The 24,183-nt window shown below is 69.0% G+C and carries 18 protein-coding genes; 9 read left to right on the top strand and 9 right to left on the bottom strand.

What is annotated here, in order from left to right; translation table 11 throughout:
• Positions 1–155 precede the first annotated feature (155 nt).
• Entirely contained in the window at positions 156–1,226 is a 1,071-nt protein-coding gene (locus ACSQ2F_RS05490; protein WP_436020584.1) for a hypothetical protein, read from the top strand.
• A 46-nt stretch (positions 1,227–1,272) separates the two neighbouring features.
• Here the strand turns inward: ACSQ2F_RS05490 and ACSQ2F_RS05495 are convergent, their stop codons facing one another.
• The 3 genes from ACSQ2F_RS05495 to nirB all read right to left on the bottom strand — a co-directional run bounded on the left by ACSQ2F_RS05495 (position 1,273) and on the right by nirB (position 5,585).
• Positions 1,273–2,580, bottom strand: coding sequence for a nitrate- and nitrite sensing domain-containing protein (locus tag ACSQ2F_RS05495; RefSeq protein ID WP_436020586.1), 1,308 nt, complete (start codon positions 2,578–2,580; stop codon positions 1,273–1,275).
• A 101-nt stretch (positions 2,581–2,681) separates the two neighbouring features.
• Entirely contained in the window at positions 2,682–3,020 is a 339-nt protein-coding gene (nirD, locus tag ACSQ2F_RS05500) for a nitrite reductase small subunit NirD (RefSeq protein WP_436020588.1), read from the bottom strand.
• A 24-nt stretch (positions 3,021–3,044) separates the two neighbouring features.
• Positions 3,045–5,585 (bottom strand): nitrite reductase large subunit NirB, encoded by a 2,541-nt coding sequence (gene nirB, locus ACSQ2F_RS05505; RefSeq protein WP_436020590.1) that lies wholly within the window; start codon positions 5,583–5,585, stop codon positions 3,045–3,047.
• A gap of 420 nt (positions 5,586–6,005) precedes the next feature.
• Between nirB and ACSQ2F_RS05510 the strand changes: the two genes are divergently transcribed.
• From ACSQ2F_RS05510 to ACSQ2F_RS05520, 3 genes are all read left to right on the top strand, one after another.
• On the top strand, positions 6,006–7,187 hold the full coding sequence (locus tag ACSQ2F_RS05510) for a GGDEF domain-containing protein (RefSeq protein ID WP_436020592.1): 1,182 nt from the start codon (positions 6,006–6,008) through the stop codon (positions 7,185–7,187).
• 211 nt (positions 7,188–7,398) lie between these two features.
• Positions 7,399–8,268 carry a helix-turn-helix domain-containing protein gene (locus ACSQ2F_RS05515; protein WP_436020594.1) on the top strand — a complete coding sequence of 290 codons (870 nt, stop codon included), beginning with the start codon at positions 7,399–7,401 and terminating at the stop codon, positions 8,266–8,268.
• 201 nt (positions 8,269–8,469) lie between these two features.
• On the top strand, positions 8,470–9,879 hold the full coding sequence (locus ACSQ2F_RS05520) for an alpha/beta hydrolase domain-containing protein (RefSeq protein ID WP_436020596.1): 1,410 nt from the start codon (positions 8,470–8,472) through the stop codon (positions 9,877–9,879).
• 49 nt (positions 9,880–9,928) lie between these two features.
• On the opposite strand, the gene ACSQ2F_RS05525 is transcribed toward ACSQ2F_RS05520, so the two are convergent.
• Both ACSQ2F_RS05525 and ACSQ2F_RS05530 read right to left on the bottom strand, forming a co-directional pair.
• Positions 9,929–11,455: a cytochrome ubiquinol oxidase subunit I gene (locus ACSQ2F_RS05525; RefSeq protein ID WP_436020598.1), complete on the bottom strand. Its 1,527-nt coding sequence runs from the start codon at positions 11,453–11,455 to the stop codon at positions 9,929–9,931.
• A gap of 184 nt (positions 11,456–11,639) precedes the next feature.
• Positions 11,640–14,621, bottom strand: a complete 2,982-nt coding sequence (locus ACSQ2F_RS05530; protein WP_436020600.1) for a YncE family protein — start codon at positions 14,619–14,621, stop codon at positions 11,640–11,642.
• Positions 14,622–14,888: 267 nt separating this feature from the next.
• Between ACSQ2F_RS05530 and ACSQ2F_RS05535 the strand changes: the two genes are divergently transcribed.
• Positions 14,889–17,711 carry a LuxR C-terminal-related transcriptional regulator gene (locus ACSQ2F_RS05535; RefSeq protein WP_436020602.1) on the top strand — a complete coding sequence of 941 codons (2,823 nt, stop codon included), beginning with the start codon at positions 14,889–14,891 and terminating at the stop codon, positions 17,709–17,711.
• A gap of 102 nt (positions 17,712–17,813) precedes the next feature.
• Here the strand turns inward: ACSQ2F_RS05535 and ACSQ2F_RS05540 are convergent, their stop codons facing one another.
• Together ACSQ2F_RS05540 and ACSQ2F_RS05545 are read right to left on the bottom strand one after the other, a co-directional pair.
• On the bottom strand, positions 17,814–18,242 hold the full coding sequence (locus tag ACSQ2F_RS05540; protein WP_436020604.1) for a VOC family protein: 429 nt from the start codon (positions 18,240–18,242) through the stop codon (positions 17,814–17,816).
• Between the two features lie 196 nt (positions 18,243–18,438).
• A complete protein-coding gene (locus tag ACSQ2F_RS05545) occupies positions 18,439–19,068 on the bottom strand; it encodes a Crp/Fnr family transcriptional regulator (protein WP_436020606.1) in 630 nt (209 codons plus the stop codon).
• A 69-nt stretch (positions 19,069–19,137) separates the two neighbouring features.
• Here ACSQ2F_RS05545 and ACSQ2F_RS05550 point away from each other — a divergent pair, with 69 nt between their 5' ends.
• Positions 19,138–19,764, top strand: coding sequence for a hypothetical protein (locus ACSQ2F_RS05550; protein ID WP_436020608.1), 627 nt, complete (start codon positions 19,138–19,140; stop codon positions 19,762–19,764).
• Here ACSQ2F_RS05550 and ACSQ2F_RS05555 read toward each other — a convergent pair.
• Complete coding sequence (locus ACSQ2F_RS05555) at positions 19,758–20,057, bottom strand: hypothetical protein (RefSeq protein WP_436020610.1); 300 nt, start codon at positions 20,055–20,057, stop codon at positions 19,758–19,760. The two genes, ACSQ2F_RS05550 and ACSQ2F_RS05555, sit on opposite strands and share 7 nt — an antisense overlap.
• A 237-nt stretch (positions 20,058–20,294) precedes the next feature.
• Here ACSQ2F_RS05555 and ACSQ2F_RS05560 point away from each other — a divergent pair, with 237 nt between their 5' ends.
• From ACSQ2F_RS05560 to ACSQ2F_RS05570, 3 genes are all read left to right on the top strand, one after another.
• The gene (locus tag ACSQ2F_RS05560; RefSeq protein WP_436020612.1) at positions 20,295–21,902 is read left to right on the top strand and encodes a hypothetical protein; all 1,608 of its coding nucleotides are present in this window, start codon (positions 20,295–20,297) and stop codon (positions 21,900–21,902) included.
• A 92-nt stretch (positions 21,903–21,994) separates the two neighbouring features.
• On the top strand, positions 21,995–22,588 hold the full coding sequence (locus ACSQ2F_RS05565) for a flavin reductase family protein (RefSeq protein ID WP_436020614.1): 594 nt from the start codon (positions 21,995–21,997) through the stop codon (positions 22,586–22,588).
• Positions 22,589–22,646: 58 nt separating this feature from the next.
• On the top strand, positions 22,647–23,090 hold the full coding sequence (locus ACSQ2F_RS05570; protein ID WP_436020616.1) for a TraR/DksA family transcriptional regulator: 444 nt from the start codon (positions 22,647–22,649) through the stop codon (positions 23,088–23,090).
• Between the two features lie 27 nt (positions 23,091–23,117).
• Here the strand turns inward: ACSQ2F_RS05570 and ACSQ2F_RS05575 are convergent, their stop codons facing one another.
• Positions 23,118–24,143 (bottom strand): LysR family transcriptional regulator, encoded by a 1,026-nt coding sequence (locus ACSQ2F_RS05575; protein WP_436020618.1) that lies wholly within the window; start codon positions 24,141–24,143, stop codon positions 23,118–23,120.
• Positions 24,144–24,183: the final 40 nt, after the last annotated feature.

Here is a 24,183-nt window from a genome sequence, read left to right on the forward strand (position 1 = left end):
GTGGAGGAGGGGATTCCCCGAGCAACCCGGGTGGCGCCTCGGCGTCCGGTTGCCTGCCATCACGAGGCGGTTACGACGCTGTCGCCATCGGGTCCGATGCCCTGGGCGTGATGGCGGCCATGGGGTGCGACGGGGCAGTCTTGAGCCGAGTGACCGTGGAAGATCAAGAAGAGACGACCTTTCACTGGGGAATTGCGGGGAGCGGCGCATATGCGCAAGTGAAGGTCCGTGGCGGACGTGTCGTCGGCAAGACTGCGCAGCAGCTCGACAGTTCCAGCAACCCGTCGCTGTGCCTGCCAACGGCTTCATCCTTCGATGGGTTGGCATTGGGCATTGATCCGACCACCGCTTCCGCGCGGATCGGCTGCGCAGGCGAACTTGCTTCCGAAATGTCCGTGGTTGGACTGACACGGCTCACGTATGCATGGGGAAGTGTTGCGTCTGGTCCCTATGCGTTGCTCACCTTCGACAATGGCGCCCTGGCAGGAAGACTCGCGCAACGTTTGACTGTCAGCGCCGCTCCGTCAGCATGTGCCCCGAGCCGAACCTCCTATGAAAGCGTCCTTCCCGGTCTCGACGTGGCAAGCGTTCAGCAGCGCATGGGTTGTGCCGGGCAGATGCTCAACGACGTCCTGGTGGGCGGCCTTGCGCGCCAGACCTACGCCTGGGGTGACGTCGCAGTAGGTCCGTACGCACAGATCGTTTTTGATGGAGGCCTGGTGACGGGCAAGATTGCCCTTCGCCTGGATGCGGTCGGGTCACAAGATTGCGTTCCGAACCAAGCCCGATTCGATGCGCTGGCGCAGGGCTCGACTCTGGCAGCAGCCCAGGCCACCTTGGGCTGTTCCGGAGCTCAGGTCAATGAGATCAATGTGGACGGCGAGCGGCAAATCACCCAGTCGTGGGGAGACATCGCAAGCGGTCCATTCGTGATGGTCACGTTCAGCGCCGACCAGTTGACGTCGAAGCTGGCCCAGCGCCTGGATGGCACCGGATTGCCGTCAGGATGCCTGCCGACGTCTGCGACGCACGCCGCGCTAACTCTTGGAATGACCATCGCAGAGGCTTCAGCTGTAGTGGGCTGTCCAGGCCAGTTGCTGAACGAGGTCGTGACCGGGAACATCAACGAGATGACGTTTGCATGGGGCGATGTCGTGGCAGGCCCCTATCAACAGCTAAATTTCCGCAACGGAAATTTGGCTGGAAAGCTCGGCGTGCGGCTCTAGGCCTTTGCCGAACCAAGCACGCCAGCCGATCGCCACGTAGAAGCGCCTACCGGCGACCTCGTGCGCCGGCGTCGGCGGACACCATCAGCTCCGGCAGCGACAGCGTGGCCTCGGCCACATCGAGCAGCCGACGGTTCTGATCCATCGAGGTCTTCTGGAGCATGCGGAAGGCCGCTTCCTCGTTCATGCCGAGGCGGGCCATCAGCACGCCCTTGGCCCGTTCGATGACCTTGCGTTCGTTGAGGGCGCGGCGCGCCGATTCGAGTTCGGCTTCCATGCCCGCCATGCGGGCGGACTGCGCCTGCAGCAGGTCGAGCAGCGAGGCGGATTCTGCGGTGCCCGGCGTGGCGGGCAGGGCGGGCGCGGTGTCGGGGAGGGTGGCGGCGTCGAAGAAGCGGTCGACCGCGTGCGTGAGCGGTGGCGGGTTGTCGCGAAGGCGGCGCAGCAGGCCTTGCGAGTCCTGCAGGTCCTGGCGCGCCTCGCCGATGCGCGCCTTGCACTCCTCGCGCAGGCGGGACACGAGTTGCACCTGCAGCTGCCACAGTTCGTTGATGCGGTCGGTGCAGACGTCGAACCAGGTGTCGCTGAGGTTGCTGTCGAGGGCGGCACCGCTGCGCGCGGCGCACACAGTCCGGCGCAGGCGCTCCAGGCGGGCGATGCCGGGCCCGAGCTGCTGCTGTTCCAGGCGGTCGCGAAGCTCGGGGTCGGCGAATTCGGCGAAGACCTTCAGGCTGCGTTCCTGGGCATCGATGAGGTGGACCACCCGCTGCTGATGCGCTTCGTCGCACTGTCCGGAGGCATACAGCAGCGCGCCCACGGCGCGTTCCTGGCCCGCGGCCTCCTGCGCCTGCACCAGGTGGAGCACGGCAACCAGCAGGCGCGAGACGCTGGGCAGCACGGCTGCGTCGGCCACATGGAAGACCAGTTCGATGAGGCCGGCGATGAGGTGGCTGTAGGCCGCCACGGAATCGTGCGCGCTCAGTGCCTGGCGTTCGATCTGCAGGCGCAGGGCTTCCAGGGCGTCGAGGCCGAGCAGCGCCCAGGCCATGAGGGACAGCGCCTGCGGGGTCGCGCCTTCGGCCGGATCCAGGTGGCCGGCGAACACCTCCCGCAAGCGCGCCGCGACCGGCCGCGTCTCGGCGACGAGCGTCTGCCGTGCCTCGGCGAAACGCTGGCCCTTGGAAGCGAGATAGATGCTGGACGCACCGCGCTCGCGCTGCAGGGCCTGGATCAGCTGGCCGATGACGTCCACCAGCTCGGCCCGGCTGGCGAGGTGGCGGACCGCGTCGATCTCCAGCTGCTTGGCGCGCAGCACGAAGGACGAGACGGGCAGGGGCGCGGCCGGGTCAGGCATGCAGGAACTCCAGGATCAGGGCAAGGGCAGGCGACGGCCGAGAGGGCCGACGCTGCCATTGTCCCCGACCCGGGCGTCCGGTACGGCGACCGGGCCGGGCTTCAGGCGATGGCCACGCGCACCCGTCCTGCGTCCACATGCACGCCGTGCGCCTTGACCGATTGCTCGGGCGCCTCCAGGCACTCGCCTGTGCGCAGGTCGAAGTGGTTCTTGTACAGCGGCGAGGCGACCACGATGCGGTCGCCCAGGCTGCCCAGCAAGCCGCGCGCAAGCACGCTGGCGCCCGACTTCGGGTCCACGTTGTCGATGGCGAAGAACTGGTCGGCGCCGAGGCGGAAGATGCCCACGTGGCGGTCCTCCACCAGGGCGCACACGCCCGTGTTGGGAAGAATGTCGTCGACCGCGCAGATGTCGGTCCAGTTGCGGTTTTCAGTGGTCATGGTCGATGCTCCAGGGAATGCCGCTCAGGCGAGGGTGGCGTTGTCGTCGGCGGCCACGGCCAGCGCGCGCTCATCCGGACGGGCGGGGCGGATCTGGCCGCGCTCCTCGACGAACACCACCTGCTCGTCAGGCCGGTCGCTGTTGACGAACGAACGGAAGCGGCGGCGGGTGACGGGGTCGTTGACGGCGGTCTTCCACTCGCACTGGTAGGTGTCGACCACGTGCTGCATCTGCGCTTCGAGCTCGGCGCACACGCCGAGGCTGTCCTTGAGCAGCACGTCCTTGAGGTAGTCGAGGCCGCCTTCGAGGTTCTCGCGCCAGGTGCTGGTGCGCTGCAGCCGGTCGGCGGTGCGGACGTAGAACATCAGCACGCGGTCGATGAGGCGAACCAGCTCTTCCTTGCTCAGGTCGGAGGCGAACAGCTCGGCGTGGCGCGGCTTCATGCCGCCGTTGCCGCAGATGTAGAGGTTCCAGCCCTTCTCGGTGGCGATGATGCCGATGTCCTTGCCCTGTGCCTCGGCACACTCCCGGGTGCAGCCCGACACGCCGAACTTGATCTTGTGCGGCGAGCGCAGGCCCTTGTACCGGTGCTCGAGTTCAACTGCCAGGCCGACGCTGTCGCCCACGCCGTAGCGGCACCAGGTGGAGCCCACACAGCTCTTCACCGTGCGCAGCGACTTGCCGTAGGCATGGCCGGACTCGAATCCGGCGGCGATGAGTTCCTCCCAGATGAGGGGCAACTGCTCCACCCGCGCGCCGAACAGGTCCACCCGCTGGCCGCCCGTGATCTTGGTGTACAGGCCGTACTTCTTGGCCACCTGGCCGACGGCGATCAGCCCTTCGGGCGTGACTTCGCCGCCCGGCATGCGCGGCACCACCGAGTACGTGCCGTCCTTCTGGATGTTGCCGAGGTAGTAGTCGTTGCTGTCCTGCAGGCCGGCGAGCTCCTTCTTGAGCACGAACTCGTTCCAGCAGGAGGCGAAGACGCTGGCGGCGACGGGCTTGCAGATGTCGCAGCCTAGGCCCTTGCCGTGGCGTGCCAGCAGGTCGTCGAAGCTGCGGATGTTGCCCACCCGGACGAGGTGGAAAAGTTCCTGCCGGGAGTAGGCGAAGTGCTCGCACAGGTGGTTGTTCACCGCCATGCCGCGCTTGGACATCTCCATCTTCATGACCTGCGTCACGAGCGGCACGCAGCCGCCGCAGGTCGCGCCCGCCTTGGTGCACGACTTCATCTGCGCGATGGTGGTGGCGCCGTCGCCCACGGCCGCGCAGATGGCGCCCTTGGTGACGTTGTTGCAGGAGCAGATCTGTGCCGTGTCGGGCAGGGCGTCCACGCCGAGGCCGGGCTTGGCCTTGCCGTCGCTCGACGGCAGGATGAGGAACTCCGGCTCGGCCGGCAGCGTGATGCCGTTGAGCGCCATCTGCAGCAGGGTGCCGTACTCGGTGGCATCGCCCACGAGCACCGCGCCGAGCAGCTGCTTGCCGTCCTCGCTGATGACGAGCTTCTTGTAGACCTGGCGCCGCTCGTCGACGTACTGGCAGACGCGGCTGTGCGGGGTGCGGCCGTGCGCGTCGCCGATGCTGGCGACGTCCACCCCCATCAGCTTGAGCTTGGTGCTCATGTCGGCGCCGACGAAGGCGGCCGAGGTGTCACCGGCGATGTGGCGGGCCGCCACGCGGGCCATCTCGTAGCCTGGCGCCACGAGGCCGAAGGTCTGCTCGTTCCAGGAGGCGCACTCGCCGATGGCGTAGACGTCGTGGTCGCTGGTGCGGCAGTTGCTGTCGATGACGATGCCGCCCCGCGGGCCGATCGCCAGAACGCACTGGCGGGCGATCTCGTCGCGCGGGCGGATGCCGGCCGAGAAGACGATCATGTCGGTCTCGAGGTGGGAGCCGTCCGCGAACACCATGCGGTGGCGGGCGCGCGCGCCGTCGGTGATCTCGAGCGTGTTGCGGCCGGTGTGCACGTGCAGGCCCAGTTCCTCGATCCTGGCCTGCAGCATGCGGCCGCCGCCTTCGTCGACCTGCACGGCCATCAGGCGCGGGGCGAACTCGACGACGTGGGTGTCCAGGCCCATGTCGCGCAGGGCCTTGGCGCATTCGAGGCCCAGCAGGCCGCCGCCCACGACCACGCCGGAGGTCGACTTGGCGCCGGAGGCCTTCATGGCCACCAGGTCCTCGATGGTGCGGTACACGAAGCAGTGCTCGCGATCGCGGCCGGGCACGGGTGGCACGAAGGGATTGGACCCGGTCGCGAGCACCAGCTTGTCGTAGGGCAGCACCTCGCCGTCGGCCGTGGTCACGGTGCGGGCGCGCCGGTCCACCGACGCGGCGCGTACAGCCAGGCGCAGCGAGAAGCCGGTCCGTTCGAAGAACCCGGGCTCCACCAGCGAGAGGTCCTCGGCCGCCTTGCCGCTGAAGAACTCCGAGAGGTGCACCCGGTCGTAGGCCGGCCGCGGCTCTTCGCACAGCACGGTGACATCCGCACCGGTGAGGCCGGATTCGGCGAGGCTCTCGAGAAACTTGTGGCCCACCATGCCGTGGCCAACAACGATGATCTTCATGACTGATCCTGCAAGAGAACCCGGGCAGTCGCGGAAGTCGGTTGCAGGACGCGGGGCCCTTCGGGGCCACCGGTTCAACGCACGCTCCGCGCACCTCGGGTGGAAGTGGGAACAACAGGGCGGTCGGGCACGCAGCCCATCCCGTCCGGGGGTTCCGCCGTCGTTAGCGGAGAGGGACTCGAATCCGCGGCAGCGTCACGCACGGACGAACCTCCTTACGCAACGTTCATGCCGGCCCACCTTTCGCCCGGTGACGCCCGGCAAGTCATCCGTTCGGTGCATCGACGGGCGCCGCCCGGGCCCGCCCGTGCTTCTTGCCGGTGCGGGCGCTCCCCAAGGTGGGGCGCGCCTCGGGGTGATTCGCCTGGCCGGCACCCGGTGGCTGAGCGACACTGCAAGTCCTGTCCCGTCTGCTTGACCATGCCTGGCCTGAACCTCCTTCGCGCCGTCGCGCGGCGCTGTTTCGATCCGCTGCCGCCATCGGCGCCCTTCGTGACGGAGGCGCGTCGCCAGGTGCTCTCGGTGCAGTGCATCCTCGACACGTGCGCGCGCACACGCAGCGGAATCCCCGTCTACCTGGTGATGTGGCTGTCGGTCTGCACGGTCGCGGGCGTGTGGCACGACGCGGGCCGGGTGGTGGCCGCCCATGCCGTCGTGCTGCTGGTGCTGGCCCTCGTTCGGTTCGCGGTGCAACGCCGGTTGCCCGCCATGGTGGAGCGTGACCCGATCCGGTCCAATGCCGTGTTCTCGATCGTGGTGCTGGTCAACGGTGCCTATTGGGGATGGTTGGCGGGCGTCACGATGAACGCCCCCTGGGGCACGGACGTCTGGTGGATGATGCTCGCCATGGCGGTGAGCATGGCGGCGGCGGGCACCATGGGCATGGGCATCAACAATGCGCTGCGCTACTCGTATGCGGCCTCGCTGCTGGTGCCGATGGCCCTCGTCGCGTTCGCCGAGACCTCTCAGCGCAACCTGATGCTGTTGATCCTCTACCCGGCGCTGCTCTTCTATGCCTTCACGGTGAGCGGGCTCGTGCAGGCCGACTACTGGGCGGCCGTGGTGGGCCGGCTCGGCGCGGAGGAGCGGGCCCGGCAGATGGAGGAGGCCAGCCGAACCGACGGATTGACCGGCATCCCCAATCGCATGGCGTTCGACAGCCGACTTGCGCAGGCCTGGGTGCGCGCTGCCGCGGATCGCTCGTGCCTCGCCCTGCTGATGGTCGACCTCGACCACTTCAAGCGGCTCAACGACACCCGCGGCCATCCCTTCGGCGATGAATGCCTGAAGGCTGTCGCAAGCACGCTGCGGGGCGCCATGCGCACGGCGAGTGACCAGGCTTTCCGCTACGGCGGCGAGGAGTTCGTCGTGCTCCTGCCCGAGACCGATCGGGCGGGCGCGTTGGTCACGGCGACGCGCCTGCTTCAGCGCGTGCGCGAGCTGCGCATGCGCGACGGTGACGATGAGGTGAGCGTCACTTGCAGCATCGGCGTGGCCGCCCATGAGCCCGCCGACGGCGGCGAGCCCGCCGAGCTGCTGCGGCGGGCGGACGAGGCGCTCTACCGGGCCAAAGCCGAGGGGCGGGACCGGTTCGCCGGCTGAGCCGGCCGGCGGGCAACGCGGTGCCCCGCCCTGACGCGATCCATGCCACGTCGTGCCAGTGGGCTCGTCGATGCCCGCCGGCCGTCCTTTGGACACACGCGAACAACCGGGTATTCCCGGATGCATTCGACCGTATCGTACAAGCGACGGTCGGCCCCGAGGGCGACGATGCCAGTTTGTCCGGCGCGGCCCTCGCGCAAGAATCCCAGCCATGGACGCCCAACTCACCCTTCCGGTCGCTGGCGGCCGGCGCTCTCCCGTTCGTGCCGCTCCGCCGTGTGGACGCATGCACATCCTGCGTCACGGGTTCCTCTATGCGGGCGCCATGGCGCGGGTGGCAAGCCATCGGCATTCGGCGATGCTCTACCTGGCCCTGTCGCCGGAGCCTTTTCACGTGGAGGCGGGTGACGTGCAGCTTCGGGCAAGGGCCGCGCTGATCGGCCCGGACCAGCGCAAGCACATCGATGGCCGGGGCGCGCCGTTGGCCTGCGTGGACATCGCGCCGACGCATCGATCGTTCGCCACCTTCGCCCGGGGCGGTCAGGGGGTGGCGGCATGGTCGCGCAGTGCGTTCGATGAAGAGAACGCCGCGCTTCGGGACTTCCGTGAACATCGCCTGACCTCGTCGGCGGCCGATGCCCTGTACGGCCGACTGGTGGAGCGGGCCGCCGCGCAGCTTCCGCCCACGGCGCCCGTCGACGCCCGCGTGCGCGAGGTGATGCGGCTGCTGCGGGCGGCGCCCGGGCAGGACCTCCGCTCGCTCGCGGAGGCGGTGCACCTCTCGCCCGACTGGCTCGTGCATCTCTTTCGTCGGGAGCTCGGCTTGTCGTTGCGCAAGTACGCCCAGACCCTGAAGCTGCAGGCGGCGGCAGCCTACCTTCGGCGCGGGGTCACGCTGACCGAGGTGGCGGCGGTGGCCGGCTTCGCCGACTCGGCCCACTTCTCCAAGCTCTGGAAGCAGCACTTCGGCTTCCCGCCCCAACGGGCGTTCTCGGGCGAGGAGGTCAGCATCGACCCGCTGCCGTGGCCGCCGTGCACCGCGGATTCCGCGCAGCATCCGCCGGGCACGGCGCGGTCCTGAGCGGCGGCGATCCTCCCGCTTGACCTGCGCTGAAAGGCGGGACTGCCGCAGGGGCTTGTACGGATGGCGTGGTTTGTTTCCCCGATGTCGCCGGAGTGGAGGCTCGCCAGAATCGGGCGGTGCCTGGACGGGGCCACGGCGCGCGTCGCGCGTCGCGGTGTCCAGGCGCGCCCAAAAGGTTCAAACAACAGGAGACAAACCATGCTGCTACCTTTTCTGCGCTCGCTTGCGCCGCTGCCTGGCTGGCGGACCGTCGTGGCCCTGGTGCTGCTGTGCGGCGGCCTCCATGGCGCCCGCGCCCAGGTCGCCCAGGCCGCGATTCAACCGGCTCCTGCGGGCCACTTCCTCGATCGCGGCGCGCAGCTCACGGCCTCCGGCTACACCGACCAGGAGTTCTGGATCTCCGGGCTCGCGAAGACCTACCGCGCTGCCTCGACCCTGCGCTCCGATGGCAAATGGAGCGCGACCGTCGCATCGACCAGCACCCCGTACCAGACCGTCATGCTGGTGCGGCGGCCGGCCGATCCCGCGCGCTTCAACGGCATGGTGATCGTCGAATGGTTGAACGTGAGTTCCGGCTACATCCTCGACGTCGATTGGGCGATGGGCAAGGAGGAGTTTCTGCGTGCCGGCTATGCCTATGTGGGCCTCACCAACCAGCGCGTGGGCATGAACGGCCTGAAGGAAAAGAACCCGTCGCGCTATGCCGCCGGCAACCTGCCGAACGACGACATCTCGTATGACATCCTGTCGCAGGCGGCGAAGGCCGTGCGCGACCAGAGCGGCGTGCTGCTCAACGGCATGGTGCCGAAGAAGGTGTTCGCCACCGGCCACTCGCAGTCGGCGATCCGCCTCGTCACGTACGTGAACGCCATCCATCCGCGCGACCGGGTGATCGACGGCTTCATGATCCATGGACGCGGCAACTCCGGCGCCAAGCTCTCCTCCGGCGACTACCGCGGCGTGCCGTCCAGCACCGTCATCCGCAACGACTTGCAGGAGCCGGTGTTCCAGTTGCAGTCCGAGATGGACGTCGATGCCCAGCCCGATACCTCCAAGGCGGTCGACACCGCGAAGATCCGGTACTGGGAAGTGGCCGGGTCGTCCCACTCCGACCAGTACATGCTCGACGGCATCTACGCCGTGAGCACGCGCGAGCCGGCCAGCTGCGAGAAGCCCGCCAACAGCATGCCGTTCTACCGCGTGCAGAACGCCGCCTACAGCCATCTCGTGCGATGGGCCACCATCGGCACGCCGCCGCCCCTCGGTGCGCGCATCCAGCGCAGTTCACTGCTGCGGCGCATCCAGCGCGATGCTCACGGCAATGCGCTCGGCGGCGTGCGCCTGCCCGAGATCGACGTGCCGGTGGCCACCTATGGCATCGACAACAGCACCACGGGTTCGACCGAATTCCTCGACCTGTTCGCCTGCATCACCAGCGGCAGCACCGAACCCTTCGACGCTGCCAAGCGGGCGCGCCTGTACCCGACGCCGGAGGAGTACCTGCGGCAGTACGTGGCCGCGGCTGACCGTGCGCTTGCCGCGGGCTTCCTGTTGCCGGCCGATCACGCACGCGCCGTGGAGGCTGCCCGACAGGCGGCAGGCCGCTGAGCGCGAGCGCATGGCGCCGGTGAGTGCCGGGCCCGGCAGCCGCGACCCTTCACGACCGGCGCGCTTCCGGGCTCAGGCGCGGCGGACGGCGCCTGTCGGCCGCCCACTCCGGCTCGGTAGCTTGCTGGCGCTCTGGCGCCGGGCCGCGGCGCAGGTGGGCGAGGTGCAGCTTCACGCTTACCACCAGCAGCAGGGCCCCCAGCACCAGGGCCAGCAGCAGGTGCGCCAGGGCCTCGCTGGCCGGCACGGTGCCGACACTCGCCCGCGTGGCCAGCACCCCGGTGATCGTCCACGGCTGGCGCCCGGCCTCGCACACCATCCAGCCGGCCTCGATGGCCAACCACGGCAGTGGCAGGGCGAGAACGGCGGCGCGCAACAACCGCCGCCCGCCCGGCCGGTCGGGTTCCGGGCGGCGCCAGAGCAGCAGCAGCACCAGCGCCAGCATCGCGGCGAACGCGAAGAGCATCACCCGGAACGACCAGAACACGGTGGCCACGTTCGGCATGGCGCGCTGCGCGGCCTCCTCGATCTCGGCCTCGCCCGGGCGATCGCCCCGGCCGGCTTCCGGCAGCAGGGTGGCGTATCCCAGCGCCAGCCGGCCGGCAGGCGTCGGCCCGTCGTCGAGTTGCAGGCGGATGGCATTGACCGTGTCCTCGCGAAGCTCGCGCAGGCCGCGCACGGGGCCGGAACCGTCGCTGACGATCCAGTCCAACCCGCCCGGCAAGCCGAGTGCGAACGGGTTGGCCTCGCGTCCCTGGTCGGGCAGGGCGAAGAGCAGCAGCTCGGCACCCGCTGAAGGTCGCTCCCACAACGCCTCGATTGCGGCGAACTTCATCGGCTGATAGCGCACCAGGCGTTCGCCACTCCAGTGGCCGGCTGCCCCCGTCAGCAGCAGCGAGAACAAGGTGAAGGCGCTACCCGCCTTGAGGCTGGCGCGCGCCATGGCCACGTGACGTTGGCGCAGCAGGTACCAGGCGCTCACCGACACCGCGATCATCCCGCCCAGCACCCAGGCGCCGCCGATGGTGTGAAGGATCTTGGGCACCAGCAGTGGGTTGTCAGCCAGGTCCATCAGGCCGTCCACGCGTGCCGCCTCACCGGCGAAGGTGGTGCCCACCGGCAGCTGCATCCAGGCATTGATCATCAGGATGGCGCTCGACTGCACCACGAGCATCACGGCGAGCGCGGTGCTCACGAGCCAGTGGCAGACCGGCTTCAGGTGCCAGCCCAGGAAGAACACCGCCACCAGCGAGAAGAGCCACGGGGCCACCTGCGCCTCGAAGGCGAACACCGAGCCGACCACGTCGCGCACCACGCCCGCGTAGCCGGCCCAGTGCAGTTCGATCTGCGTGCGCAGCGGGTAGCCGGTGAACACGCCACAGATGAAGTTGATGAGAAAGGGCCACGCCAGGAAGCGGGCGGCCTGGCGCAACGCAGGCCGCCCGGTGAACAGGGCCCATCCCTCGAAGACGGCGATCAGGGCCATCAAGCCGATCGTCACGGGGACGAAGAGAAAGTGATAGGCCGCGGTGAATCCGAAGAGGATGCGCGAGGCATCGACGTTCGAGAGTTCCATGTCGTCTCCTCAAAACTGCTGGCGACACGGCCGGGAGGGGCCCGGACCTAGGTCAGGCGATCAGCGGGTTGGCAGGGGCGGTGCCGCGAGGAGGCTGCCGCTCGGAACGTGGCGGGCTGTCGCGGCCCGCCATCCCTGCGTGGTGGGTCTGGGGACGCCGGACCCGGCCGGCGCCCCCTCGATCTCAGCCTCCGAAGGCCATGCGGCTTCCCGTGCCGGGGACGGCGCAGGTGTAGGTCACCTCGCGCCCCGTGCCGAGCGCGGCCAGGCGCAGCTGGTTGTCGCTCACCGTGTTGCCGGAGGCCGCCCTGAACTGGCCGGTGGCCGGCAGGTAGAGGTAGCCCGCCTGGCCGCTGGCCGTCGTGGCCTTGGCCACCAGCTCGCATTCCTTCGCGGCCCCTCCCAGCACCTTCGACGTGAAGGGCGCGGCCGCACGGGCCTTGAGCAGGTCGATGCGCGGGCCGGCGCTGAATGCGGTCTGGGCACTGAAGGTCACCTGCTGGCCGACGATCGGCGCCAGGTCGGTGTCGAAGGCCAGCAGGAACTGCTCCATGTCACGCTGCATCGGAACCGCCTTGGCGTCCTCGTAGGGGAAGCCCATCTTGCCGAAGCTGCTGGCCATGTAGGCCATCGCGGTGGCCTCGGTCGGCGTGCCCTTGTGCATGCGCTCGAACTGGATCTGCGGATCGTTGAACTGGAACAGGTTGACGAAGCGGAAGAGGGTGTCGATGGTGCCGTCGTGGATGAAGCCGAAGCCGCGGATCTGCTGGCCCTGGTGCGGCGCGCCGGGAATGCGGACCGTCGCGAGCTGCCGCGTGCCGAACATGCCGACCTTGGTGTAGAGGTCGCGCAGCTGCGGCACCTTGAGGATCTGCGGACCGCCTTCGAAGTTGGACTCCCCCTGGGTGCCGAAGCGACCTTCGCTGGCATTGATGCGATGGCAGCCCTCGCAGGTGAACGAGGTCTTGCCGCCACCGTTCGCGTCGGACTGCGGCTGCAGCCCCGGCAGGCCATCGAAGGGCCGCACCGTGCCGTCGGGGTTCTTCGGCCCGAAGTAGAGGTCCCGTCCGCGCTGCTGCGCGGCGGTCAGCGAATTGTCGAGCGCTCGCACCGGGTTCGGGGGCAGCTGCACTTGGAGCTGGAAGCTGGTGAACCGCTCCATGATGTCGACGTCTTCGGCTGTCGGACCGGTCGGCGGCGTGGGCTTGCCGAGCAAACCCCCCAGCGCGACGATGAAGTTCTTGAAGCTGTGCGCTTCGTTGTCGCCATAGGCGGCACGCTTGAGCGTGTTGTCGGGCGAGCCGATGTAGCCGTCGACGCCGAAGAAGCCGTTCGAGCGGTCGCCGCGCCAGTGCATGGCGCCGCTGTTGGTGAGGCCGGCGAGCGTCTGGGTGGTCATCGGTCCCTTCATCGGATGGAAATCGTCCGAGACGTTCGTGCCGTTCAGGTTCTTGATGCGGAAGGCGAAGCTGCCGATCTGCGGATTGAGGTTCGAGGGAATAGGGCTCTTCTCGACCTTGGCGTCCGGGTCCCCCAGGTCCCAGGCCAGATCATCCTTGCCGCCGAAGGTGTGGCAGGCCGAGCAGGCCGACTCGCCGTTGGCCGATGTCTTGCTGGCGTCGTACAGCATCGGGCGGCCGAGGATGATGCTCTGCGGCTCGGGGTTCGGCATCGCGACGCGGGCCAGTTCCGTGCGCTGAGCCAGGTCGATCACCTTCACCGCGTTGTCGAAGCGCGTCGTCACGTAGAGCCGGTTGCGCGCCTCGTCGAGCACCAGGCCGCTCGGGCCACCGCCGCTCACGGTGATGTACTTCGCGCTTTGCGTGCGCGGATTGAAGGTGTCGTTCTCGAGTGACGCGGTGTCGAACACGCCGATCTTGCTCGAGCCGAAGGCGGCGACGTAGAGCGTCTTGCCATCGCGGGTGACCACCATGTCGAGTGGGGTCGACAGGCTGTGATCCCGCACCGTCGGGTCGAAGCCGGCCTGGCCCGCGAGCTTGCGGTAGTCGATGTGCTTGTTGAGGTGGCGCGGCACGGCGTTCGTGCCCTGCACGATGGTGATCCGCGTCTTGGCGATCTGCCCTTGGACGGTGCTGCCGCCGAAGCTGCCCGGGCCTTCGAAGCGGATGTGGTTCATCGACTCATTGTTCGAGACGTACAGCTTGCCGGTGGCCGGGTTCGCCACCATGTTGAACAGCGTCGTGCCGACGTGCGCGGTGGCGGACTTCTGCGTCAGCCGGTTGGCGTCCACCGAGAACACGTCCAGGTCCGGCATGTCGAAGCCGACGGCCATGCTCCAGTCGCGTCCCAGCGTGTCGAGCCACTTCTTGCTGGCGTTGTCGTACTTGACGATGAGGCCGACGTCGGGTGCGCGCTTGCCTTCGTAGTTGGTGGCCGGGCCGGGCAGGCCGCCGGGCACGGTGACGCCCTCGCGCACGCAGGGCGTGGTGGCGAAGTCGGGGCAGATGTAGTCGGGCGCCACGACGGTCGTCTGGTTGCCCGACTTGAATGCGGCGACGTAGACCGTGTTCCGGTCCGGGCTCACGGCCAGTGCCCGCGGTGTGTCCGCGAAGAAGGTCATGATGCGCAGCGGCGTGCCGCCGACCGAGAGTCCGAGCGCGTTCGGGTCGAACACCCACACGTCCGCGCGGCCGACGCCAGGGGAGGTGAGTTGCGGATCGCCTGCACCGGGCACCAGCGCGAGCGAGGGGTGCGTGCGGTGCTGGCCACGGTGGGCCGTGGTGATGAAGGCGCGTTGCGCGCTGCCGGCGAAGACGATGTCACGCGGCTCATCGCCGACCAGCAGCGTGCGGGTGACGCGCGGGACGCCGTTCACCGCCACCACGCTGACGCTGTCGGAGAGATGGTTCACCACCCACACCTCGCCGTTGTTGCGCACCGCGACGGCCACGGGTTCGAGGCCGACGGTGACGCGGCCGGCGGGCGTGATGCCGCCGCTGCCGAGATCGAAGATCTCGAGCGTGTTGTTCGGTGTGTTGACGGCGTACAGCCGCTTTCCGTCGGGCGACATCGCGACGGGCCTCACCGGTCCGCTGTCGAAGGTGATCTCGGCTTGTGCCGGCGAAGCGGCCCACAGCAGGGCGGGAACCGCCAGCAGTGCCAACAGCCTCCGCGGCCAGTGGGCGAGGTTGCGAGTGCCTGTCATGGGTGATGTCTCCTGAGGTCCGGTGAACCGATGAACATGTGCTCCCCGAGGTCCGATGCTCTTGTGACGCGATGAGCGTCCGGCATGAAAGGAGCGGCATGGTAGGTCTCGCTTAGGACGCGAGGCAACGTTCATAAGGGTGGGCTGGTTTACCAGGGGAACCCCGGTGACGCCCCTACTTGGCGACGTGCAAACCCCGTTCTAGACTGCGCCGGCGTCGACGCTTGCGCGACCGGGTTCGAAGCTGATGAGGAAAGGACGGGTCCATTGAAGTCGGCAGTCATCGGGCAGTTGCTCCCGCCAGAATCGAGTCTTCCGCGCGGCACCGGGGTGCAGTCCGCACCCGTCCCTGCCGAGCACCCGTCCGCGCGCCGCCAGTTCCCGGGCGTGCCCTCGCTCGTGGTGCGCGAGGCCTTGCTGACCCGGCTGGAGCACGCGTCCTCGGCACGGCTCGTGGCGCTCGTCGCACCGGCCGGGTCCGGCAAGTCGACGTTGCTCGCGCAATGGCAATCGATCGTCAGCGGTCGTCGCCCCGTGGCATGCCTCACGCTGAGCGACGACACCTGCGAGCCCGCAGGCTTCTTCCTTGCGTTGCATCGCGCGCTGCGTGAGGCCCTGCCGGTTGCATCGTCCGCGGCCGTGGGCGCGTGCGACTCGCCCTGCGCATGCCCGGCCAGCCAGGCCGAGGCCCTGGACTGGCTGGCGGCGCAAGTGGGAGCAGCCGCGCAGGCCGTCACCATCGTCCTCGACGGCTTCGATGCGATCGACGACCCGCTCCTGCTGCGCATGGTCGATCACCTGGTGCAGCACGGGCCGCAGCAGGTGCGCTGGATGGTTGCGAGTCGGTGCATGCCGGGCTTTCCCGTCAGCCGCCTGCAGCTGCAGGACCAGTGCGTCGTCATCGGCGCGAATGACCTCGGCTTCTCGGCGGCCGAGATCGGTGAGCTGGGCGTGCGGCTCACGGGGCAAACCTGGTCGGACACCGACATCGCCTTCATTCTGAAGTCCACCGATGGCTGGTGCGGGGGGGTGAAGTTCGCCATCCAGTCCACCGACAAGGCGAGCGCCGACGGCGAGCCGCTCGCCAGGTTCAACGGCTCACACCATCGGGTGGCCCAGTACTTTGGTGATGAAGTGTTCGACCGGCAGCCCGGCGAGGTGCGGCGCTTCCTGACGGCGACCTCGGTGGTCGATCGCCTGAGCGGAGCGCTCTGCAATGCGCTGCTCGGCATCTCGCATGGCGACGCGCTGATCGATCGCATGGTGCGCGCGCAGCTCTTCGTCCAGCCGCTCGACCACCACCGCCGCTGGTACCGCTACAACCCGCTGTTCCTCGACTACCTGCGTGACCGCCTGCAGCGCGAGAACGCCGAGATGATCGCCCGCCTGCACTTGGCCGCCAGCCGCTGGTTCGACGCAGAGGGCCTGCCCCAGGACGCGCTGCCGCACGCCTTCGCCGCCCAGCACCGACCCTGGTGCCTGCAGGTGATGGCGCGCTGCGCGGTGGCCTGGACCAACGACGGCCAGCCGCTGGAGGTGCTGCGCTGGTGCGCCCAGCTCACCCAGGACGAGATCCTCGCGCATGGCGACATCTGCTGCGCGCACATCCTGAGCCTGATGATGTCGCACCGCATGACCGAGGCCTGTGCGGTGCTTCGGCTCGCCACGGAGCGCGCGGAGCGGGTGGACGGCGGCGCGCCTTCCCAAGCGAGCGAGGTCGATCGCTACCGCCTGCGCGTGCTGGGCCGCCTCATCAATGGCGAACCCTTCGGCGAACAGGAGGCCGATGTCATCGGACCTCGCGGCGAAGGCAAGCCGGAGGAGTTCTTCGCCGGCATCCTCGTCGTGGCGCGCACCTCCACGCTGCTGCGTTGCAACCAGTTCGATGCAGCGCGGCGCATGGCCATGCGCGCCCGCGAGATCGGCCACCGATGCGCGAGCGCCTACCTGGTCAGCCATGCGGAGACGCTCATCTGCGCGGCGGATTTCCAGCAGGGCAACCTCAAGTCGGCGGCACTGGCCTGCGAGCGCAACTACGCGGCGCTCAGGTCCGGACCGCGCAGTCCCGCCTGGGTCAATGCGGCCGTCACGCTGGCCTGCCTGCGCTACGAGCGCGGTCGCCTGGCAGACGCGCGTGCCTTGCTCGCCGAGGTGCTGCCGCACGTCACCCTCACGTCCACGCTGTGGGTCTTCTCCGCGGCGTACATCGTGCTCGCGCGCCTGAAGGCCCTGGAGCACAAGCCGGGCGAGGCCGTGCAGTTGCTCGACTACGCCCACAGCGTGCTCGAAGATGCCGGCCACCCGCGCTACCTGGCCGAGATCTGCTTCGAGAAGGTTCGCCTCAACCTCGACCAGAACGACCTCGTGCGCGCTACGGCGACGGCGGACGAGTTCTCGCTCGCCGACCGCGCTCGCCACGGCGAATGGTGGAGCGTGCGTCGCTACGACGAGTCGTGGGGGCGCTACGGCTTTGCCACGGCCTTGCTGTCCATGCAGCAGGGCGACTGCGAAGCGGCCCGCACCATGCTGGAGGTGCTGCGGGAGAGCGCCGAGGATGCCGGCCGCGTGGCGCGGCGGGCCTCCTTCGACATGGCCCTTGCCATGTGCCATTGGCAGGCCGGGCACGAGAAGACGGCCTTCGAGGTGCTCAACCAGACGCTCGCGCCCAGCCAGCAATTGAGCTTCTCACGCACCATCTTCGACGAGGTGCCGCGCTTCTCCACCTTCCTGCGCGCCGCCATCAACTCGGGCAAGCTGCGCCACATCCCGCGCAGCCGCCACTTCAACGAGTGGCTGGGGCTCGTGCCGGGCGCCAGCGCCTCGCTCGCCTCGGGACTCAGCGCGGGCCGCATCATGGCGCGGCCGCTCCCGGTGGCGGCCGTGGTTCCGGCGCGCGAGCCGCTCACCGAGCGCGAACTCGAGATCCTCGGCCTGCTGGCCAAGGGCATGTGCAACAAGGCCATCAGCCGCTGCTCGGGCATCACGCTCAACACCATCAAGTGGCACCTGCGCAATGTGTTCACGAAGCTGGACGCGAGCAACCGCACCGGGGCGGTGGCGCGGGGCCGTGAGCTGCGCTTGATCGACTGACGGCCGGGGGCCGTCGCTAAGCCTCGGCGTGCGCAGCCCGGGTAGCGGACCATCGGCTCGGCCGTCCGCGCGTCATGCGGACCGAGCGTTCGCGGGGCTGCTTCAGAAGGTGATCTTCACCGACGGCGCACTGCGCTTGGCCGGCCCGTGGAAGACGGCCTCGATGTTGTTCCCGTCCGGATCGAGCACGAAGGCGGCGTAGTACCCGGGGTGGTAAGGGCGCTCGCCCGGGGCGCCGTTGTTGCGCCCGCCCGCATTCAGGGCTGCTGCATGGAAGGCGTCGACCATGGCCGGATCCGCCGCCTGGAAGGCCAGGTGGTGGCGACCGGTGAGATGGCCCTGGGCGGCCTCGCTCTCGGCCGTGGAGACGAAGAGCTCATCGGCGTAGAAGTAGTCGCCTGCAGCGCCGACGACCGGGATGCCGAGCACCTTGAAGATCGCCTCGTAGAAGCGCTGGCTCGCCGGCAGGTCGCGCACGACGAGCTGGATGTGGTCGATCAGGCGGCCGCGGTGCAGTTCCTGGGTTTCCATGACAGTCTCCGGTGGGGTTGGCCGAGGTCGGCCGTGCACATCGGGGAATGGTAGCGAGCCGGTGCACGGCGGGCGCATTGCGCCTGTTGCCAGCAGGGCTTGCGCAGGGAGGCACCTGGGGCTCGGCTCGTTCGGGGGGAACGCCTGCATGTTGCACCGCGGCGTGTCGGCGGGTGGGTGCGCCGACGTCGCCGGATCAGCGGCCGGGGGCGCGCACCAGCGCACCCGCCTGCCGACTCACGCGGCCTTCCTGCTCCAGGCGCGCGAGCGTTCGGTACAGCGCCTCGTGCGTCACGCCGAGTTCACTCGCCAGGGACTTGAGTCCCGCCGGTACGGCAAGCCGGCCGTCATGGGCGTCGGTGTCGAAGAGGTGCATGAGTCGCTCGGTCACGCCCTTGAGGGACAGTCGCTCACACTGCATGCGCAGGCGGCGCACTTCACCGCTCAGCATGCCGATCCAGCGCATCGCGAAGGCGGCATCCGTCTGCAGCGCCTCGGCCAGCGTGTCGACGGGCACGCTTGCGACGCGAGACGGCGCGGTCGCAATGGCATCGCAGTGGTAGCGGCTCGCTTGCAGGCTGGCCTCGGCGATGAAGCCGGATCGCAGGCGGCGCATCACGAGCGGGTCGCCCGCTTCGCTCACGCGTTGCAGCACGATCTCGCCTTCTTCCAGGTAGTGCATGGCGGACGGACGTTCACCGCCGACGAACAGATGGTGCCCGCGTGCCACCGTGCTGCGCGTACAGGCTGCCAGCAGGTCGGCCGGCAGCAACTGCACCAGGGGCAGCGGGTGGGGCAGGGGATCGATGCGGGACGGGGCGGCCATGTGACCGCGATCATAGGAGCGTGCGGGCGTGGCGGCCCATGATCGCGGCTCCATCACTGACCCGCCGCCATGAAACTCGCCTGCCTGCTTCTGCTCATGCCTGCTCTCGCCGCCTCGGCTCCCGTGTCGTCGGCCAGCCATCGCCCCGATGAGGTTCCCGTTCGCCCGGCCCATTCCGGTCCGTCAGTCGCGCCGCTGCCGCACGGGCAGAGCGACAGGCACGGACACCACGGCATCCACTCGCAACCCGATGCGGCCTCCGCGCCCTATGCCGGTTTGCAGCAGCGCGAGATCAAGGCGCTGGGCGACCGGCAACTGGCCGACCTGCGGTCCGGCAAGGGCATGTCGCTGGCACTTGCCGCGGAGCTGAACGGCTACCCCGGTCCCGCCCATGTCCTGGAGCACGCGGAGGCCTTGGCGCTGACGCCGCAGCAGCGGGCGCACACGCAAGTCCTGTTCGACCGCATGCAGGCCGAGGCCATTCGCCTGGCCGAGGACGTCATCGGGGCCGAGTGCCGGCTGGACGCGTTGTTCGCCGGAGGAGCGGCTGACGCGGCGTCGGTGGACGACGCCACGGCCCGGGCCGGCGCGGCACACGCCCGGCTTCGGGCGTCGCACCTGCGCTACCACCTGCAGATGGCTGCGTTGCTGACTGCGGCACAACGTGCCGCCTATGCCAAGGCGCGCGGCTATTGAGGAAAGGCGGCCGGGAATGCCCGCATGAGCGCCTCGACGAAGCGCGCCGATCCGGTCAAGGTCAGCGTCACCACCTGCCACGGCCCGTCCACGCTCACCTGCAGGTCGTCGTCCCAGTCCATGCCTTCGTCGGCGGGCCCGTGCGTGTGAGGGAAATGTCGCCGCGCCCAGTCCAGCACCTGCGCCACCTCCGCCATGACGGCCGCGTGCCGAGCCGGCTCGGTGGCGGCCATGGCTTCCAGGGTGACGATGCCGTCGTCGGTGTCGCTGAGGTCGAAGCTGAGGTAGTCCACCGGCGGATTGTCGCTCTGACTTGCGTGGCACGAAGCCGTACCGTGCTCGACACGCATGGCATTGCGATGGACCCTCGCTCCGGGCCGACCAGCCCATGTCTGCGAGCCACGGACCCACGTTCGCGCTCGAGGCGGCCCGCGACGCGTGCATGTTCCGCACGGACGCAACACCGCGCCCCCAGGCGCTTGGAACTGGCAGAATCCGGTTCCAATTACAACAGTGTCCGGGAGGGGCCGATGAAGATTCAATGGCTTGCGGCCAGTGCCGCATTGGCGTGCTTGGCGGGATGCGCCTCGGCGCCGATCGAACCACAGGATGCCAGCCGGCTGTCCCGCACGCACGGCTTCGTGCAGGCGCAGTTTCCGATCATGGGTCCCATCGACACGCTGCCAGGGCTTGCAGACACGACGGTGTTGCGCAATCCCGCCACGCGGGCCGAGTACAAGCTCCGGCGCACCGAGGCGCACGGCCCCAACGCCCATGGACTGTGGGTTCCCGCCGGCACCTATGAGCTGCCATCGTTCAAGAGCCGAGCCGGTGGCGCCTTCGATGTGGTGGTGGTGGAGTCCGGTCGCATCACCGACCTGGGCGCCATCCTGCCCATCCATTTCGGCGACGATGAACTCGGCACTGCCATCGTTCAGCACCCCGAGGTGGCGGCTTCGCGCGCCCAGGCCGTGGCGGCACTGGCGCCTCATCTCACGCAGCGCGATCCCCTGGTGTGGCAGCCTGCATCACCCCCGCGGGCCAGTCACGTGCCGGCACCCTCAAGTGACAAGGGTCTGATCGGCCAGATCCTCGTCGCCCACGAGCGCCACATGAACAGTGCGCCCATCAATGCGCGCTTAAAAGCTGCTTCGACGAATGAGGAACTGCTGCGTCTCGCCCGCACGGCCGCGGCCCCGGGAACCGACGAGGTGGGCGCGGACCGTGACGGCAACGTCTACTGGGGCGCTGCCTTCGGCCAGGTGCGCAAGCGGTCGGCGACGGGGGAGTGGTCGAGCGTCGATGTCGGAACGCTCCAAGCCATCACGGCCGTTGAAGCGGATGGGGAGCAGCTCGTGGTGGGGACGGATCGGGGTGAGATCCTGGCCGTTTCGCGGGACGGCGGATCGCGCCGGAAGCTCGCGTCGCTCGGCGCGCAGCGCACCATCCTGGACATTGACCGCGTCGGCGCGCGGTGGTTCATCATCGCTGCCGAGGTGAAGCCCGGCACCGTTGCCTTGCCCTCGCCGAAGGTGCTGTGGTACGAGGTGCACACCACCACCAACGAGGATTTGTCAGGGTTGAAGCTCCTCCACCGCCACGACCAGGGCTTTCAGCCCCACATCGTCAATGGCCAGCACGGCCGCGGTGAAGCGGGCGTGAAGACCTATTTCGTGTACGGGTTCGACGCTCAGCCGCTGCAGATCGACCTGCAGAGCCTCTCGGTCGCCACGCCGAAGACGCCGGCCTTGCTCTGGCTCCATGTGGCCCCGGATCGCTCGGTGATCTCCGCCATCGCTCCGGGCGGCGCCTTGACCAAAGCGTACCTCTCGACAGACCAGGGCTCGACCTGGCAGCAGATCGATAACCCGCCGTACCCGGTGTACGACATGCAGTTCGAGTCGCCGACCGAAGGCCACGCGACACGCTGGACTCGGGGCGGCATGTTCACCTCCGAACTCGAATTCATGCGCTACGACGCCGGCCGGAATACGTGGACGGTGGACCATACCGCCCCGGCGGGCTGCATGCGACCGCTGCGCAACGCGCAGCGCAGCCATCAGTTCTGCCTGACGCGTGGGGGAAGCGTGCTGAACTGGGTCGGCGGCACCTGGAAGGCGGAGTTCGTGGCGAACTGAGGCGGGCGCCTCCCGGACGCAATGTGCGGCCGTGATCACCGCCGCCAGGTCGGGATTGGCCGGCGCGCAGAGGAGGGCACTAGACTCGTCGCATGATCAAACCCGTTGCCCTGCCCCATGCCTGCCGACTCCTCAACCACGGCCCGACGGTGCTCGTGGGCAGTGCCCATGGCGGGCTGCGCAACGTGATGGCCGCGGCCTGGTCGATGCCGGTGGAGTTCGACCCGCCCCGTGTGGCGGTCGTGATCGACAAGCGCACGCTGACCCGCGAACTGGTCACGGCCAGCGGGGGCTTCACCCTCAGCATTCCGTGCCACCAGGTGCTGGACCTGACGTACACCGTGGGAAGCGTGGGCGGTGCCGAGCTGGCTGCAAGCGCTGGCGGTGACAAGTTCGAGCGGTACCGCATCGACGCCTTCGACGGTCCGGTGCTGGGCCTGCCGCTGATCGGCGGCTGCGTCGCCTGGCTGGAGTGCCGGCTCATCCCCGAGCGGCACACCGAGGACGCCTACGACACCTGTTTCGGGGAAGTGGTGTCGGCCCAGGCGGATGCGCGGGTGTTCGATGAGGGGCACTGGTCCTTCCGGGACGACAACTCCGAGCTTCATACCCTGCACCACCTCGGCGGTGGGCACTTCGCCTGGCCCGCCCGCATGGTGCAGGCCCGCGTGCTGCCGGTGGGGTGATCGGTTCTGGGCTGCGCTCGGACTGCCGCATGGCATGTCGCTTGCCGAAGGAGGACCGATGTCAGTTCTCACGGAAAGGAACGCCATGGACGAGCAGACGATGAGCCCGCAGGACGCCGCACGCTGGCAGGCCCGGCTGGATGCCCGCGAGGCCGAACTCCAGGAAGAGGTTCGCACGGTCGGGCAGGAGCAGACCGACACGCCGAGCGCCGTCACGCTGAGCCAGGTGGACGACATGGGCGAGATCGCCGAGGAACTCACGCGGGGTGCCGTGCGCCATGCCGAGCGCCAGCGCGACATCGAGGAGCTCCGGGCCATCGATGCCGCGCGCGAGCGGTTGGCCGATGGCAGCTTCGGTCAGTGCGTCGACTGCGGCGTGTCGATCCCCGAGGCGCGTCTGGAGGCGCAGCCGGCGGCAGCTCGCTGCATCACTTGCCAGGAGCGTTTCGAAGCGACCCATCCCGCATCGCCGCGGGTGGAACTGCCCCCGCGCACGGGCTGACCGCCTCGGTTGGCGGCTCCCTCAGGCTCAGGCGCTTGGCGCGGTCGACGACCGCTTGCGCGCCGGCGCGGTGACAGCAGCCCCGCGCGCCGGCCTTGCATCAGGCGACTTCGGCTTGGGCGTGGCGCCCTTCGCGATGAGGACCCGCTCGGGCGGGCCATCGCGCAGAGGCGCCAGGCATTCCGCCACCCACTCGATGAAGGCACGCAGCGCCGGTGAAGCTTCGCGGTGCTGGGCGTACATGACGGACACCGTTCGCGCCGGCGGCGCGTGATCCGGCAGCACCTCCACCAGGCGGCCCGCCTCCAGTGCCTCTTCCACGTGGTACCGCGGCAGCTGGATCAGGCCCGCGCCCGCTTCGCAGCACTGCACGTAGGCCTCCGCATTCGACACGGTGACGCGCCCCGGCAAGGCAAGGGTGATGAGCCGCCCGTCCTGCATGAACTCGAACGGATGCAGGCGCCCGGTGCCGCTGGCGAAGTTGACGGCCTGGTGGCCGTCGAGGTGCGCGGGATCCGCAGGGACGCCATGGCGCGCGAGGTAGGCGGGGCTCGCGCAGGTGAGTTGCGGCAGCACGGCCACCCGGCGCGCGACGAGGGAGGAGTCCGGGCTCGGGCCGCTGCGCAGGACGCAGTCCACCCGCTCGCGCACCAGGTCGACCAGGCGCTCGCCCAGGCCGATGTCGAGCTGGACGTGCGGATGCCGGCTGAGGAACTCGCCCAGCCGAGGCAACAGGAAGTGCTGGGCCAGCGAGCCTTGCAGGTCCACCCGCAACTTGCCGCGGGGGCCGTCCTGTCCACCCCGGAAGGCTTCTTCCATCTCATGCCAGCTGGCGAGTAACTGCCGGCAGTGCTGCAGGAACTCCTCGCCATCGGGCGTCGCGCCAACGTGGCGGGTGGTGCGGTTGAGCAGGCGAACCCCCAGGTGCTGCTCGAGCGCCTGGACGGTGTGGGTGACGGTCGCGCGGGGCAGTTGCAGTTCGTCGGCGGCGCGCGTGAAGCTGCCGAGTTCGGCAACACGCAGCAGCACCCGCATGGCATCGAGCCGGTCCATGGCGCTCCTGTGAGGGTGATTGTTGGGTGGGATGGAATGG

The organism is Rhizobacter sp. LjRoot28 (genome assembly GCF_964253025.1).
Lineage (GTDB): Bacteria > Pseudomonadota > Gammaproteobacteria > Burkholderiales > Burkholderiaceae_C > Rhizobacter.